We start from the raw sequence: 15,938 nt of genomic DNA on the forward strand, positions 1-15,938 counted from the left end.
GCCGCGTGAAGGCACCGTGCAAAGCCTGGTCGCCCAGAACGGCGAAGCTGCCAAAGGCGCGCCACTGGCGTCCTTCAACACCAGCATGCTGGAAATGCTCAAGGGCAGCCTGACCGGCGAAGACCTGCAGCCAGCCAAGATCGAAGAGCTGTATGGCAAGCAAATGAGCGGCACCATGACCAGCCCGTGCGATTGCGTTGTGGCTCGCCAGCTGGTTGCCGACGGCCAGTTCGCATCCAAGGGTCAAGTGATCTTCCAACTGGTGCCACGCAACGCGCCGGCCACGGTTGAAGCACGCTTCACCTATCGCCAGTTCAACGATGTCAAGCCAGGCACCCGTGTCAGCTTCCAGATTGCCGGTGAAGACCAACTGCGCACCGGTCAGATCGTCAGCAGCACCAATCTGAGCGACGCCGATCTGTCTACCGACATCCGCGTGCAGATCAAGCCTGACGAAAGCCTGAGCAGCTCGCTTGCCGGCCGCCCTGTCGAAGTCGTCAGCGATCGCGGCCCGTCCGTGAACTGGCTGCTCGATAAAGCAATGGCTGCGGGTCTGTAACCATGAACAGCCCACTACGACGCCTGTCGACCCCCACGCTATTGAGCCTCGCCATCGCGCTCGGCCTGAGCGGCTGTGCCGGCCTGCCTGATCAACGCCTTGCCAATGAAGCCTTGAAAAACGGCGACACTGCACTGGCGGAGCAGAACTATCGGCAGCTGGCGGACCTGGGCTATAGCGACGCGCAAGTCGGCCTGGCTGATATTCAGGTCACGACCCGTGACCCGGCGCTGCTCAAGCAGGCCGAGGCTACCTACCGCGCTGCAGCAGAGACGTCGCCTCGGGCGCAGTCGCGCCTGGGTCGCCTGCTGGCTGCCAAGCCCGACGCTACCGAAGCCGAGCACCGCGAAGCCGAAGGCCTGCTGAAAAAGGCTTTCGCCAACGGCGAATCCGGCACGTTGATCCCGCTGGCCATGCTTTATCTGCAATACCCGCACACATTCCCGGAAGTGAATGCGCAGCAGAAGATCAGCGAGTGGCGCGCAGCCGGTTACCCGGAGGCCGGCCTGGCTCAGGTGCTGCTGTACCGCACTCAAGGCACCTATGCTCAACACCTTGATGAAGTCGAGAGCATCTGCAAGCAGGCGCTGTCGGTTACGGACATCTGCTACGTCGAACTGGCCACCGTCTATCAGACGCGCGGCCAGGCCGAGCAACAGACGGCACTGATCGACAAACTCAAGAGCGAATACGCTGCCGGCCGAGTCGGTGCGCAGCGAGTGGACAGTGTTGCGCGTGTGCTGGGTGACTCCACGATCGGTACGCCGGACGAGAAGACCGCTCAGCAATTGCTGGAAAGCGTTGCGCCGGGCTACCCGATTTCGTGGGTGACGCTGGCCAAACTGCTTTACGACTTCCCCGAACTGGGCGACGTCAACAAGATGATGGAATACCTGAACAACGGACGCGCGGCCGATCAGCCTCGTGCCGAGTTGCTGCTTGGACGCCTTTATTACGAAGGCAAATGGGTAACACCCGATGCCGTCAAGGCCGAGGAGCATCTGAAGAAGGCCACCGCAACGGAAATCTCTGCCCATTACTACCTGGGGCAGATCTACCGTCGCGGCTATCTGGGCCAGGTTTACCCGCAAAAAGCCGTAGATGAGCTGCTGACCGCCGCCCGTGGTGGTCAAAACAGCGCAGACTTCGCCCTCGCGCAACTGTTCTCGCAGGGCAAGGGCACCATGCCCGATCCAGTCAACGCCTGGGTTTTCGCCCAGCTGGCGCTGACCAGTGAAACCCCGCAAGCCACCGAGCTTGCCCAGGCACTCAACGCACAACTGCCGCCTGAAAAACTCGCCTCTGCCAAAGACCTGTTGGCACGCGAGCAAAAAGTCCGGGGCGCCGCCGCTACTCAGAACGCGATGGCATTACAGGCCCTGCAAGAAGAAAAAGACGGTGAGGAAGCACTATGAAGTTGAATCCCCTGATGGCCGCCGGCATGGGCCTTGGCTTCACCCTGTTGTGGGCTTGCCCGACGCTGGCAGCGCTGACCGAACAACAGAATTTCGGTATCGAAATCAAAGCCACGGCGCAGGCCGAAGATGATCGCGACCTGGGCACCCGTTCGGGCGGCGACGTCAACGGTGTGGGCCTGGATCTGCGCCCTTGGGTATATGGCGAGCGCGGTGACTGGAGCGGTTACGCAATGGGTCAGGTAGTGACCGCTACCGACATCATTCAGACCGACCCGCTGGAGCAGAGCAACAGCGATGGCAGCGGAACGCAGACCTCGCGTGGCACGGCCAGCGAGCGTGAAACCGACAAGACCTACGCTGCACTGCGGGAATTCTGGATCGGCTACAGCGGTTTCACGCCCTACCCCGGCGAGATCCTCAAAGTCGGCCGTCAGCGTCTGCGCAATGATGACGGCCAGTGGCACGATACCAACATCGAAGCCATCAACTGGTCATTCGATACCACATTGCTGCGCGCTGAACTGGGTGCTGCCCAGCGCTTCAGCGAATACCGTACCGACCTGACCGAACTGGCACCGGACGACGAAGATCGCAAGCACCTGTTCGGTTCGGTCAGCTACCAGTGGACGCCGGGCCATTGGGCCGGTATCCGTGCCCATCACAGTGCAGACGACGGCAAGCTCAAGTCTCAGGGTCAGGTGCTCGATGATCTGGACAAGACGTCCAACGGCGATCTGACCTGGGTGGGCCTGCAGGCTGACAGCGATGCGTACAACTATCGCAGCAACATCAATCAGCTCAACTACTGGGGCAGCCTGACCTGGCTGGACGGAACGCGCGACGAGATCGGCGTGACTTCCGCCGCCAACGACCAGTTCATTGCGGGTCAGAAGAACAGCCGCGACATGAATGGCTGGGCCACCGACCTGGGTCTGCGCCTGCGTCTTGACCCGCAGTGGCAAGTCGGTGCCGCCTACTCGCGCGCCAGCAGGGATTACGTCCAGAACGGTCTGGAAAGTAACCGCTCCAACTGGACCGGCACCCGCTCACGCATCCATCGCTTCGGTGAAGCCTTCCAGGGCGAAATGGCCAATGTGGAAACCGGCTCGCTGTTCGCTTCCTGGCAGATGAACGAGGAATACGACGCGTCGCTGATCTACCACAAGTTCCGCCGCGTGGACGGCAACACCGGTATCGGCGGCTCGGGCATCAACGCGGTAAACGATAACCGGGACGGTACGTTCAGCTCGCTGCCACTGGAAGACGGAAGCAAGGACCTGGGTCAGGAAATGGACCTGGTCGTGACCAAGTATTTCAAGCAAGGCCTGCTGCCCGCCTCGCTCAGCCAGTCGTTCGATGAACCTTCGGCACTGGTGCGCCTGCGCGCAGGTGTCTTCAAGCCCGGCGACGCCTATCAGAACAACGTGGACAGCTATATGCACCGCGCCGTTGTCGACGTCATCTGGCGCTTCTGATGCGAACCGCCAAAGGAGTGCCAGAGATGAACAGTCATACAAGCAATGGGCGTAGCCGAAGCTGGCCGCATGCCCTGCTCGAAAGCGCACTGCTGACCAGCGCTCTGCTGATGGCCAGCGGTGTGGCGCTGGCTAACGCCCCTGTCGTCACCGATGCACAGAAGGCGGTGGTCAAAGAGCTGCATGAAGCCAAGACCTACACCATCACCAGCCCGCCGACCGAGCCGCTGGAAATGGCCAAGCCGGTGTTGCCCGACCTGAGCGGCTACACCGCTGAGGCGGCGCTGAAAAAGATCGTGCGCAACAAACCGGGCAAGGTCACTGTCTCGCGGATGATGGAAGAAACCGGCCTCAAGGAATTCATCGGCGGTGACAACAAGATGGCCGAATGGGTTAACCGTCAAAAGGGTATCCCGCAAGCCATCATGATTTCCGACGGCTACGTGAACCTGCAGGACCTGGCCAAAAAGGTGCCCAAGCAGTTTCTCAGCGAAGTCTCGCCGGGCGTCTATGTTGCGCGCCTGCCGATCCTGATCAAGGAAACCGGCATCTTCGAGATCGACAGCAAGACCAAGGAATTGCGCCTGTCTCAGGAAAAGGGTTCATTCATCGTCAGCGAAGGCAACATGCTGATCACCCACACTCAGGTCAACGCCTGGAGTGAAACCCGCAACAGCCTGGCGACCTATCGCAAGCCTGACGAGTTTCGCCCCTTCCTGCTGACCTGGGGCGGCTCGCAAACCTGGATCGCCAACACCAAAATGGCGAGCATGGGCTACGACCAGAGCAAGTCCTACGGCATCAGTATTTCCCAGTACACACCCAACACCGCGAAGATTCTCAAGCGCGCCGAGCCGACCGGCTGGATCATCGACTCCGAATTCTCGGACATGTGGTACGGCTTTTACTGCTACGAGACGCGCGACTTCGTGGTCAAGGGCAATACCTATCGTGACAACATCGTTTACGGCATTGACCCGCATGACCGCTCACACGGTCTGATCATCGCCGAAAACGACGTTTACGGGACCAAGAAAAAACACGGGATCATTATTTCCCGGGAAGTGGACAACAGCTTCATCTTCCGCAACAAGAGCCATAACAACAAATTGTCCGGCGTGGTTCTGGACCGTAACAGCGTCGGCAATATCGTCGCCTACAACGAGATCTATCAGAACCACACTGACGGCATCACCCTGTACGAAAGCGGCAACAACCTGCTGTGGGGCAATCGCGTAATAGCCAACCGCCGTCACGGCATCCGCGTGCGTAACAGCGTGAATATCAAGCTGTACGAAAACGTCGCCATGGGCAACGGCCTGATGGGCGTCTACGGCCACATCAAGGACTTGAGCGACACCGACCGCGACATCGAGCTCGACCCGTTCGACGCTCAGGTGTCGCTGATCATGGTCGGCGGTGAACTGTCCAGTAATGGCTCGGGCCCGCTGTCCATCGATTCGCCATTGAGCGTCGAGCTGTATCGCGTCTCGATGCTGATGCCGACCAAAGAGGTTGGTATCAGCCTCAACGGCATCCTCGGTGAGCGCCAGGACGAGATCCTCGACCTGCTGGTACGCCAGAAAAAAGCCGTATTGATCGACCCCGTCGAAAGCCAGACCGAGCTGCGGGAATGAGGAAGGGTATTGTTATGCACGCACATCTGATCAAGCTGTTGAGCCTGTCCAGCCTCACCGCCGCCCTGATGGCCGCCGCAGGTGTCGCTCGGGCAGACGACTCACAAGCGCCGACGTTCAAGGCCGAACCTTGCTGCACGCTGTGCCCGGCCGCGCATGATGCGAAAAACTACACCACACGCTATCAGCAGAACTTCACCACACTGGTTCAGGCCCAGGGCGACTGGCTGTTCCGGACTCAGGAAGACTTGCGCACCGAGTTCGACACCACACCTGCCGGCTATCGCCGCATGAAAGAACTGCACGATGCGTTCAAGAGCAAAGGCGTCGAGCTGGTCGTGGTCTATCAGCCAACCCGTGGTCTGGTGGATCGCAACAAGCTGTTTCCGGCCGAACGCGACAAGTTCGACTATGACAAGGCGCTGAAAAACTACCAGGCCATGCTCGGCCGCTTCAGCAAGATGGGTTACTGGGTGCCGGATCTGTCGCCGTTGACCAATGAGCAACAGGCGCATGATTTCTACTTCCGTGGCGACCAGCACTGGACACCTTATGGCGCTCAGCGCACCGCGAAGATCGTGGCCGAAACCGTGAAGAAAGTTCCGGGTTACAGCGACATCCCCAAGCGTGAATTCGAAAGCCATATTTCCGGTCGCATGGGCAAAACGGGCACTTTGCACAATATGGCGGGTCAATTATGCGGCACCAGTTACGCGATCCAGTACATGGACCAGTTCACCACCGAGCCCAAGGGTGAGGCGGGCGATGGCGACCTGTTCGGCGACTCCGGTAACCCGGAGATCACGCTGGTCGGCACCAGTCACAGCGGCAAGAACTACAACTTTGCCGGCTTCCTTCAGGAATACATGGGTGCCGACGTATTGAACGTGGCGTTCCCTGGCGGTGGCCTTGAAGGCTCCATGCTGCAGTACCTGGGCAGCGAAGATTTCCAGAAGCGTCCGCCAAAAATTCTCATCTGGGAGTTCTCACCGCTGTATCGCCTGGATCAGGAAACCATCTATCGCCAGATGATGGCGCTGCTGGACAACGGTTGCGAAGGCAAGCCTGCGGTCATGAGCGCCAGTACCACCCTCAAGCCGGGCACCAACGAAGTGTTGGTCAATGGCAAGAATGGCATCAAGGACATCCGCAACGGCAGCAACCAGATCGACATCAAGTTTGACGACACCTCGGTGAAAACCCTTCAGGCCAGACTCTGGTACATGAACGGCCGTCACGAGGACCTGAAAATCGAAAAACCGGAAACGTCCGATACCGACGGACGCTTTGCGTTCGAACTGCGCGAAGACGAGGACTGGGCTAACCAGCAACTGCTGGCGCTGGAAATCCAGGGACCGGAAGCAGGCACGGCACCACAGAAAGTCGAAGCCAAAGTATGCAAACGCAACGTGTTCCCGAGCGCTGCGACACACACCGCTCAAGCCGGACTATGAGGTGACTTATGCAGACTCCTAAACTGATACGCCCTACCCTGCTGTCGATGGCAATCCTGTCGTCGATGGCCTGGGCTACGGGTGCGTCCGCCGCACTGGTTCCACCCAAGGGCTACGACGCCCCGATCGAAAAGATGAAGACTGGCGATCACAATTTCACCTGTGAAGCCATTCCAAAACCTTATACCGACAAACTGGTATTCCGCAGCAAGTACGAAGGCTCGGACAAGGCGCGGGCGACCCTGAACGCCGTCTCCGAAGAAGCGTTTCGCGACGCAACCAAGGACATCACCACCCTTGAGCGTGGCGTCAGCAAGGTCGTGATGCAGTACATGCGCGACGGTCGTCCGGAACAGCTCGATTGCGCGCTGAACATGATGACCACCTGGGCCAAGGCCGATGCGCTGGAATCGCGCGAGTTCAATCACACCGGCAAATCCATGCGCAAATGGGCATTGGGCAGCATGTCCTCCGCCTATCTGCGCTTGAAGTTCTCCGAGTCGCACCCACTGGCCAATCGTCAGCAGGACGCACAGATCATTGAAGCCTGGTTCAGCAAGCTGGCCGATCAGGTAGTCAGCGACTGGAGCAATCTGCCGCTGGAAAAAATCAACAACCACTCCTACTGGGCCGCATGGTCGGTGATGGCAACCGCCGTCGCCACCAATCGTCAGGACCTGTTCGACTGGGCAGTAAAGGAATTCAAGGTTGCGGCCAATCAGGTGGACAAGGACGGCTTCCTGCCCAACGAAATGAAGCGCCGCCAGCGTGCATTGTCGTATCACAACTATGCCTTGCCGCCGCTCGCGATGATTGCCAGCTTCGCTCAAGCCAACGGCGTGGACCTGCGTCCGGAAAACAACGGTGCATTGAAGCGTCTGGGTGACCGGGTTCTGGCCGGTGTCAAAGACCCTTCGATATTCGCTGAACACAACGGCGAGAAGCAGGACATGACGGACCTCAAGAAAGATCCGAAATTCGCCTGGCTCGAACCGTACTGCTCGCTCTACACCTGCAGCCCGGATGTGCTGGAAGAGAAACACGAGAAACAGCCGTTCAAGACTTTCCGCCTGGGCGGTGACCTGACCAAGGTCTACGACCCGACGCATGAGAAAGGCGACAAGGGCGACAGCGACGGTTCGTGATTCACCGTCGTTATCTGTAGGAGCGGACTTGTCCGCGAAGACATCTGCCCAAGCGATGCATCCATAAAGACGGATCTCGCCTGGCCAGCTTCGCCGACAAGCTGTGAAGCGATTTACCCCCTGTTTCAACGGGGGGTTTGGGGGGGCTTTGAGCCCTTGACTGTTGGACAAACGGAGAGATAAGGATGGTTTTCTCATCCAACGTGTTCCTGTTCCTGTTCTTGCCGATCTTCCTCGGCTTGTACTACCTGAGCGGGCAACGCTATCGCAATCTGCTGCTGCTGATTGCCAGCTATATCTTCTACGCCTGGTGGCGTGTGGACTTCCTGGCGCTGTTCATCGGCGTGACCGTGTGGAACTACTGGATCGGTCTCAAAGTGGGCGCAGCAGGTGTGCGAACCAAACCGGCACAACGCTGGCTGCTGCTCGGCGTAATCGTCGACCTGTGTATTCTGGGTTACTTCAAATACGCCAACTTCGGTGTGGAAAGCATCAACGCAGCCATGACCTCGATGGGGCTGGAGCCGTTCATCCTGACCCACGTGCTGTTGCCGATCGGTATCTCGTTCTATGTCTTCGAGTCCATCAGCTACATCATCGACGTCTACCGCGGCGACACGCCGGCTACGCGCAATCTGATCGACTTCGCTGCATTCGTCGCGATCTTCCCGCACCTCATCGCCGGGCCTGTGCTGCGCTTCCGTGATCTGGCCGATCAGTTCAACAACCGTACGCACACGCTGGACAAGTTCTCCGAAGGCGCCACGCGATTCATGCAGGGCTTCATCAAGAAAGTGTTCATCGCCGATACCCTGGCCGTGGTTGCCGACCATTGCTTTGCCCTGCAAAACCCGACAACCGGCGACGCCTGGCTGGGTGCGCTGGCCTACACCGCGCAGCTGTATTTCGACTTCTCCGGTTACAGCGACATGGCCATCGGCCTGGGCCTGATGATGGGTTTCCGTTTCATGGAAAACTTCAAGCAGCCCTACATCAGCCAGTCGATTACCGAGTTCTGGCGTCGCTGGCACATCAGCCTGTCCACCTGGCTGCGTGACTACCTGTACATCACCCTGGGTGGCAACCGTGGTGGCAAGTTCGCGACTTACCGCAACCTGTTCCTGACCATGCTGCTGGGCGGCCTGTGGCACGGTGCCAACGTCACTTACATCATCTGGGGTGCCTGGCACGGCATGTGGCTGGCGATCGAGAAAGCGGTCGGCATCAACACCAAGCCTTATAGCTTCAATCCGATTCGCTGGGCACTGACCTTCCTTCTTGTGGTCATAGGCTGGGTGATCTTCCGCGCTGAAAACCTTCACGTCGCCGGACGTATGTACAGCGCCATGTTCAGCTTCGGCGAATGGCAGCTGTCCGAACTCAACCGCGCCAGCCTGACCGGTTTGCAAGTAGCAACACTGGTAGTGGCCTACGCGACCCTGGCGTTCTTCGGTCTGCGTGACTTCTATCAGAACCGTGAAGCCGACAGCAGCAAAAGTGCCAAGGCTGACGGTCCTGCGACGGCTCAACCGGGCACCATCAAAGCCGTTCCCGGTGACGCACCCGGCAGTCTGCACCTGCCTAGCTACACCGTAGGCAGCGAAGCACGCGTGCAAGCCGCCTATTGGGAAGCCGACTGGCCACGTTACGCCATGCGCGCATTGATCCTGCTGCTGTTCGTGGCCTCGATTCTAAAACTCTCGGCGCAAAGCTTTTCGCCGTTCCTTTACTTCCAGTTCTGAGGAGCCTGACATGACCCGTTCATTACGAATCCTCTATATCGCCATCTTCCTGGCCATTCTGCTGGTTCTGGGCATCTGGTCGCTGCGCAGTTTCAGCACATTCTCGACCTCGGCCGAGACCACCGTGCTCAATGGCAAGTGGACCAAGGCAGCGGAAACTCATTACGACGACGAGTTCCCGATCAAGCGTCTGGGCACCAACCTGTGGGCCGCGCTGGACTTCAAACTGTTCAACGAAGGTCGTCCAGGCGTCGTGCTCGGCAAGGACCAGTGGCTGTACACCGACGAAGAGTTCGATGCGGTTGCCAATGGCGAACAGAACGAAGCCGACAACCTGGCCTTGATTCAGGGTGTCCGCGACGCGCTGGAAAAACAGGGCACCAAACTGGTACTGGCGATTGTTCCGGCAAAAACCCGTCTGTATCCGGAACACATTGGCGACACCAAGCCAGCCAGCCTGCACGCTGACCTGTATCAGCAGTTCCACGCTCAGGTCGCCAAGGCCGGGATCTTCGCGCCGGACCTGCTGACACCTTTGCAAGCTGCGAAGCAGAAGGGCCAGGTCTTCCTGCGCACCGACACTCACTGGACGCCGATGGGTGCCGAAGTGGCCGCGCAGCAACTGAGCGCAGCCATTGCCCAGAAGACGCCGCTGGAAGGCGAACCTGAGCAGTTCGTCACGCAAGCCAAGGGCACCGAAGCTTACAAAGGCGATCTGACCACCTTCCTGCCGCTCGACCCGCTGTTCAGCAATCTGTTGCCCAAGCCGGACGAACTGCAGAAACGCAGCACCGATCCGGTGGAAGGCGAAGCAGCAGGCGGTGACGCCCTGTTCGCAGACAGCGACATTCCGGTGGGCCTGGTCGGCACCAGCTACAGCGCCAACCCGAACTGGAACTTCGTGGGTGCTCTGAAAGAAGCCCTGCGCAGCGATGTCGTTAACTACGCGGAAGACGGGCATGGCCCGATCCTGCCGATGCTCAAGTACCTGCAGACCGACGCCTTCAAGAATACCCCGCCGCAAGTGGTCATCTGGGAGTTCCCGGAGCGCTACCTGCCGGCACACAACGATCTTGGCGAGTTCGATCCGAAGTGGATCGCCGAGCTGAAGAAATCGCGTGACACCCAAGAAAACGTGGCGCTCAACGCCAAATAATCCGAGTCGCCCAACCGGGCGCAAAACAGAGAGGACTGACTCATGACCTTTAACACTACTGCCAAGCTGTCGACCAAAAACCGCCTGTTCAAAACCTGCGCACTCGCCGCAGGTCTGGGCCTGATGTCCCTGCAAGCGTTCGCCGGTGACTCCGCCCTGTATGGTCCGACCGCTCCCAAAGGCTCGACCTTCGTGCGTGTCTACAACGCCAGCAACGCTGAAATCAGTGCAAGTGTCGGCAATACCAACCTCAACGAAGTGGCACCACTGGGCAGCACCGCGTTCAGCTTCATGCCACAGGGCGACTACACCGCCAAACTGGGCAGCCAGAGCCTGCCGGTAAAACTGGCCGGCGATCATTACTACACCATCGTCAACAACGCCAACGGCAAGCCGCAGCTTGTTGAAGAGCCGCCGTTCAAGAACAAGCAAAAATCCCTGGTTCGCGTTCAGAACCTCAGCGACAAGTCTCTGACTCTGAAAACCGCAGACGGCAAGACCGAAGTGGTCAATACCGTCGCGGCCAAAGGCACCGGCGAGCGTGAAATCAACCCGGTAAAAGTCAGCCTGGCGCTGTACGACGGCGACAAGAAAGTCACCGATGTGAAACCTGTGGCGCTGGAGCGTGGCGAAGCCGCCGTGCTCTACATCACCGGCAGTGGCAGCAGCCTCTCGCCAGTGTGGGTCAAGCCACCGATTGCAACCCGCTAAACGGATTATGCCGGTCGGTTCAGGGCAGTTGCCATGAACCGACCGACGCGGAACAAGAACAAGACAGAAACGACAGACACCTCGTACGGCCCTAATTGAATGCTTTTGGAGAAACAAAATGATTCCAGTTATCTTGTCAGGCGGTAGTGGTTCACGACTCTGGCCGCTTTCGCGTAAACAATTCCCTAAACAGTTCCTGGCACTGACCGGCGAGCACACCCTGTTCCAGCAAACCCTGGAGCGTCTGGTGTTCGAGGGCATGCAGGAGCCTATAGTGGTCTGCAACAAGGACCATCGTTTCATCGTCAATGAGCAACTGGCGGCGCTGAACCTGGAAACCCAGGCGATCCTCATGGAACCGTTCGGCCGCAACACGGCACCCGCCGTTGCGCTGACCGCCATGAAGCTGGTCAATGAAGGCAACGACGGCCTGATGCTGGTCCTGCCTGCCGACCACGTCATCGAAGACCAGAAAGCCCTGCAACGCGCACTGGCACTGGCGACCGTAGCCGCAGAACGCGGCGAAATGGTGCTGTTCGGCGTACCGGCCAACAAGCCTGAAACCGGCTACGGCTACATCAAGTCCACCGCCGATGCCCTGCTGCCGGAAGGCGTCAGCCGCGTTTCGCAGTTCGTCGAAAAACCTGACGAAAAACGCGCCAAAGAGTTCGTTGAAGCCGGTGGCTACTACTGGAACAGCGGCATGTTCCTGTTCCGTGCCAGCCGCTTCCTCGAAGAGTTGAAAAAGCACGATCCGGACATCTACGACACCTGCCTGCTGACCCTCGAGCGCAGCGTGCAGGACGGCGATGCGGTTGAAATCGACGCCTCCACCTTCGCCTGCTGCCCGGACAACTCCATTGACTACGCGGTCATGGAAAAAACCCAGCGCGCCTGCGTCGTTCCGCTGTCGGCTGGCTGGAGCGATGTCGGTTGCTGGTCCTCGCTGTGGGAAGTCAACGCCAAGGACGCCAACGGTAACGTCACCAAGGGCGACGTGGTCATTCAGGACAGCCGCAACTGCATGATCCACGGCAACGGCAAACTGGTGTCGGTGATCGGTCTGGACAACATCGTGGTCGTCGAAACCAAGGACGCGATGATGATTGCCCACAAGGACAAGGTCCAGGGCGTCAAGCAGATGGTCGCCACCCTGAACGAACAGGGCCGCACCGAGACCCAGAACCACCTCGAAGTGTACCGTCCGTGGGGCTCCTACGATTCGGTAGACATGGGCGGTCGCTTCCAGGTCAAGCGTATCTCCGTCAAGCCGGGCGCATGCCTGTCCTTGCAGATGCACCACCACCGCGCCGAACACTGGATCGTGGTATCCGGCACTGCGCAGGTCACCTGTGACGAGAACGTGTTCCTGCTCACTGAGAACCAGTCCACCTACATCCCGATCGCCTCGGTCCATCGCCTGCGTAACCCAGGCAAGATCCCGTTGGAAATCATCGAAGTGCAATCGGGCAGCTACCTGGGCGAAGACGACATCGAGCGTTTCGAAGATATCTACGGTCGTTCGAATGCGCTGGAAGCGGGTGTGAAGACGCAGACGATTGCGCGCTAACAGACGCTTTTAGCTGCCAGCGAGACAGCCCCCGGCAATTCTTTGCGTATCTGTACGCACAGCGTTGTCGGGGGCTCTTGTATAACAGTGCAGAATATTGCGTGCGCTCGTATTCTGGCTGTCTGTATGCACTCATCGTGAGCTACCGCCAGGAGTTGCTGCTTCCAAACCTTATGAAGCGAGAGATCACCATGCGCTTTTCAATTTCTGAATGATGCTGCTCCTGTTTTTTTAACGCTTTACCGTGAATTTCTTGATTGATTATTGCCGAGAACAGCTTTTTCAGTCCACGATCCTCCTTGAGCAGTACGTCCGTAAAAACTTTAGGACCCGTTACCGACGAAACAATTTTCATCCTGTCTTCCACATCGGTGAGGCTACTCAGGTACTTACCAAAATCTTCCGCACGATAGGTGCTATGCCGTTTGATGACCTTTTTTTCCAGACGGGTCAACACCGGATTTCTTGCGGGGGAAGCAAAAGAACTATTGGGAATCACAAATTCATCTTTTTCCCATGGCGTATCCGTCGGACGTAACGTGAAGACCCTGTCAGGTTTGGTCAGGAAATCGTCAACCCTGATCCCACGCGTAAACGTGTCATCGGCGTCTGAATAAACACCCCCATAATGATTGATCAGACTGTACCTGAGCACATCGCTTGCCGCTGCATAATTTCGAGGGTCTTTCCCATACAAATTCTCATAAATATCGTGCGACCTGGTCCCTTTAAACATCCCAAAGAATTTTTCTTCCCTAAGACGCGAGACCGTAATGTTTCTTGCATCATCCAGCTCTGATTTTATTCCAGAATCGTCATCTCCTCGTAGATCCAGATGCAGCGTTACCTCATACTCCGGGTTCAGAGCGGCATTTCTTTTTATCCCATTCAAGTGTTTCATCAATGGTTCGGGAGCGCCCAACCAGATGTAGTGAATATGCTTGGGGATTTCAGCGACTCCTCCCCCAGCGTCAATGAACGTGAGCGGGTTGTTCCTCAACATACCGTATAGATTAAGTCCGTCCTCAATACCGGCCGGGTCCGGATTGATCCAGCGCTGTAACCACGGCGCGTAGTACCGCAGCCCGTAATAATAAAGCCCCGTCGCATCGCGCTCCTTGCCCGAGTAACGCACTGTCTTGTAGTTCGCTTCGATGGCATTGCGCCCCGCCCACCATGATGTTCCGCCAAACGGGTAGTAACTTTCCTGGCTGATCAGTTGCCCCTGCGCATCCAGTTCAAGCGTGCCGGACCCCAGATGATCGCTCAGGGTGTAGCGGATCTGGTCATTTTCAAGTGCATCGGGCTTGCCGGTCTGCCAGTGCAGCACTCGTGCACTGTTGCGTCCGCCTTGAGCAACCACGACGTGCAGGGTTTCACCGGTGGCGCTATCGGTGCGTATTTCAAGTCCTGGCAGATAGCGCACGTCGGCGATGTGGGTGACGGCTTTGGCCTGTATGGTGCGTACCTTGCGCAGGCGCTGACCGCTGGCGTCGTATATATAGCGTTCACTGTCGTCATTACCGGATTCACGAACCACTGGCCGCACTTGCTGCAACTGGTTGCGTCGATCCCAACTCAGGTCCTGCCCGGCTTGCAGGGCAAGCAAATTGCCATTGGCATCGAAGGCAGCAGCGATTTCTGCTTCGTCGGGTATATGGTCATTGATCACCGGCAGACTGCGGTTGCTGTAACGCGCAGTGACCAGTTTTCGCGAATGGGACTGCGCGCCTGTATGGGTAAGCTGTTGCAGGTTGCCACTCGCGTCGTAACGATAGGTCTGCGTGTAGTTGACCAGTTGCGTGGGATCCGCAGGGCTTTGGAAACCGGGAAGCACCGGGCCGTGATTAACAACTGATGATTCCCTGCCCGTGGCTTCGATCAGTTGGTACAGCGTGTCGTACTGATACGTCGAAACAGGAGCGATACGCTGATTGCCGCTATAGATCGTTGGCTGAGCGCGATCCTCGATACGAATTACGTTACCGACCGGGTCGTAGTCGTACAGCAAGTTTTGCAACATCGGCCCATCGGCCCGCCTGGCATTCAATTCCAGCAGACGACCGTCTTCAGTGGCATAAAGCGCCGTGCTGACCACCCCATTGCCAGCCGTTTCCGAGATAACCCGCTGTTGCGCGTCGTATTCAATGGCACTGACCAGAACCTGTTCGGCCTGACCGTTGAGCTGTAAACGACTGTCTTTCAACTGCCCTGCAACGGTGTAATCCAGCGACTGAACGTTGCCCTGCGCATCGGTCTGCCGGATGGTTTCGTTCAACGGGTTGTAGCGCCAGTGGGTGGTTGCACCTTCGTCGGGCTCCAGCAAGGCATCGCGCCCGGTCAGCGACTCGGGCCAGTCAGGCTCATCGACAGCGTGCAGAAACCGCCGTGTTTGACGGATCACACTTCCCGAAAGACCGTACGCGTCGTCAAGCAGCGTACCTGCCGGATCGTCATGACGAATCAACTGACCGCACTGGTTATACGCGCCTGCATCAGGGCCGCCATAAAGCAGACGCTCGACGCAGTGTTCATCTTCAAAAACCTCCGTGGGCCTGAGCAACGCATCGTACTGAGTACGTCGCACAATGCCCCGGCCATCCCAGGCCTCCACCACCTGTCCGGCCTCCCCCGCCAGCAACACCCGCCAGCCAGCATCCACGCTGTCGCTGGCCAGAACCTGACCGCTGAGCGAATGAATGACATTGAGACTGGCGGGTGCCCGATCAGCCCACAGGCGCGGATCCCAACGACTGACAGGTCGCCCCGCCATGTCGAATGACGCATGGCTACCAAGGATTTGCGGTTCGATATCGCTACTCGCGCGGCATAGCGTAATTGACACCACAGGCAACCCGCGCGGATCCACCAACTGTAATGCCGGCGTGTGCTGATGAAGGGCAATCGAACGTTCAACCATGACTGGCACCTGCATAAGTCCGATGACGCGGGAAGCTTCCGCGCTGTCCCACACTCTAGATAAGTGGGGCCGTAGCGCCTACTGACACTTATGACAGAGGACCAACGAGAGCAGACTGCAGCGCGCATTGCACCGGTGCCTTGCTCATTGG

11 protein-coding genes are annotated in these 15,938 nt (G+C 58.3%); 10 read left to right on the forward strand and 1 reads right to left on the reverse strand.

Going from position 1 to position 15,938, the window contains the following annotated elements:
• From ALO80_RS00860 to ALO80_RS00905, 10 genes are all read left to right on the forward strand, one after another.
• Nucleotides 1–559, forward strand: a 559-nt coding sequence (locus tag ALO80_RS00860) for an HlyD family efflux transporter periplasmic adaptor subunit (RefSeq protein ID WP_144434191.1), incomplete at its 5' end; no start/stop codon positions are given.
• Nucleotides 560–561: 2 nt separating this feature from the next.
• Entirely contained in the window at nt 562–1,974 is a 1,413-nt protein-coding gene (gene algK / locus ALO80_RS00865; RefSeq protein WP_055007590.1) for an alginate biosynthesis TPR repeat lipoprotein AlgK, read from the forward strand.
• Nucleotides 1,971–3,452 carry an alginate export family protein gene (locus ALO80_RS00870; RefSeq protein WP_055007591.1) on the forward strand — a complete coding sequence of 494 codons (1,482 nt, stop codon included), beginning with the start codon at nt 1,971–1,973 and terminating at the stop codon, nt 3,450–3,452. Before algK ends, ALO80_RS00870 begins: the two co-directional genes overlap by 4 nt.
• Before the next feature lie 26 nt (nt 3,453–3,478).
• Entirely contained in the window at nt 3,479–5,089 is a 1,611-nt protein-coding gene (gene algG, locus ALO80_RS00875) for a mannuronan 5-epimerase AlgG (protein WP_054984390.1), read from the forward strand.
• A gap of 14 nt (nt 5,090–5,103) precedes the next feature.
• Nucleotides 5,104–6,543 (forward strand): alginate O-acetyltransferase AlgX-related protein, encoded by a 1,440-nt coding sequence (locus tag ALO80_RS00880; RefSeq protein WP_054984391.1) that lies wholly within the window; start codon nt 5,104–5,106, stop codon nt 6,541–6,543.
• Nucleotides 6,544–6,551: 8 nt separating this feature from the next.
• Entirely contained in the window at nt 6,552–7,688 is a 1,137-nt protein-coding gene (locus ALO80_RS00885; protein WP_054984392.1) for a mannuronate-specific alginate lyase, read from the forward strand.
• 185 nt (nt 7,689–7,873) lie between these two features.
• Nucleotides 7,874–9,430: an MBOAT family O-acyltransferase gene (locus ALO80_RS00890; RefSeq protein ID WP_055007592.1), complete on the forward strand. Its 1,557-nt coding sequence runs from the start codon at nt 7,874–7,876 to the stop codon at nt 9,428–9,430.
• A gap of 10 nt (nt 9,431–9,440) precedes the next feature.
• On the forward strand, nt 9,441–10,586 hold the full coding sequence (locus tag ALO80_RS00895; RefSeq protein WP_055007593.1) for an alginate O-acetyltransferase: 1,146 nt from the start codon (nt 9,441–9,443) through the stop codon (nt 10,584–10,586).
• Nucleotides 10,587–10,628: 42 nt separating this feature from the next.
• Nucleotides 10,629–11,297 (forward strand): alginate O-acetyltransferase AlgF, encoded by a 669-nt coding sequence (locus ALO80_RS00900; protein WP_055007594.1) that lies wholly within the window; start codon nt 10,629–10,631, stop codon nt 11,295–11,297.
• 118 nt (nt 11,298–11,415) lie between these two features.
• Complete coding sequence (locus tag ALO80_RS00905; protein ID WP_054984396.1) at nt 11,416–12,867, forward strand: mannose-1-phosphate guanylyltransferase/mannose-6-phosphate isomerase; 1,452 nt, start codon at nt 11,416–11,418, stop codon at nt 12,865–12,867.
• Nucleotides 12,868–13,009: 142 nt separating this feature from the next.
• On the opposite strand, the gene ALO80_RS00910 is transcribed toward ALO80_RS00905, so the two are convergent.
• On the reverse strand, nt 13,010–15,787 hold the full coding sequence (locus ALO80_RS00910) for an RHS repeat-associated core domain-containing protein (protein WP_055007595.1): 2,778 nt from the start codon (nt 15,785–15,787) through the stop codon (nt 13,010–13,012).
• Nucleotides 15,788–15,938: the final 151 nt, after the last annotated feature.

It is taken from the genome of Pseudomonas caricapapayae, from assembly GCF_001400735.1.
GTDB classification, from domain to species: domain Bacteria; phylum Pseudomonadota; class Gammaproteobacteria; order Pseudomonadales; family Pseudomonadaceae; genus Aquipseudomonas; species Aquipseudomonas caricapapayae.

What these genes read in the sequence shown, in the direction of transcription:
- algK (WP_055007590.1), top strand. Translation starts at nt 562, where the DNA reads ATGAACAGCCCACTACGACGCCTGTCGACCCCCACGCTATTGAGCCTC.
- ALO80_RS00870 (WP_055007591.1), top strand. Translation starts at nt 1,971, where the DNA reads ATGAAGTTGAATCCCCTGATGGCCGCCGGCATGGGCCTTGGCTTCACC.
- algG (WP_054984390.1), top strand. Translation starts at nt 3,479, where the DNA reads ATGAACAGTCATACAAGCAATGGGCGTAGCCGAAGCTGGCCGCATGCC.
- ALO80_RS00880 (WP_054984391.1), top strand. Translation starts at nt 5,104, where the DNA reads ATGCACGCACATCTGATCAAGCTGTTGAGCCTGTCCAGCCTCACCGCC.
- ALO80_RS00885 (WP_054984392.1), top strand. Translation starts at nt 6,552, where the DNA reads ATGCAGACTCCTAAACTGATACGCCCTACCCTGCTGTCGATGGCAATC.
- ALO80_RS00890 (WP_055007592.1), top strand. Translation starts at nt 7,874, where the DNA reads ATGGTTTTCTCATCCAACGTGTTCCTGTTCCTGTTCTTGCCGATCTTC.
- ALO80_RS00895 (WP_055007593.1), top strand. Translation starts at nt 9,441, where the DNA reads ATGACCCGTTCATTACGAATCCTCTATATCGCCATCTTCCTGGCCATT.
- ALO80_RS00900 (WP_055007594.1), top strand. Translation starts at nt 10,629, where the DNA reads ATGACCTTTAACACTACTGCCAAGCTGTCGACCAAAAACCGCCTGTTC.
- ALO80_RS00905 (WP_054984396.1), top strand. Translation starts at nt 11,416, where the DNA reads ATGATTCCAGTTATCTTGTCAGGCGGTAGTGGTTCACGACTCTGGCCG.
- ALO80_RS00910 (WP_055007595.1), bottom strand. Translation starts at nt 15,787, where the DNA reads ATGGTTGAACGTTCGATTGCCCTTCATCAGCACACGCCGGCATTACAG.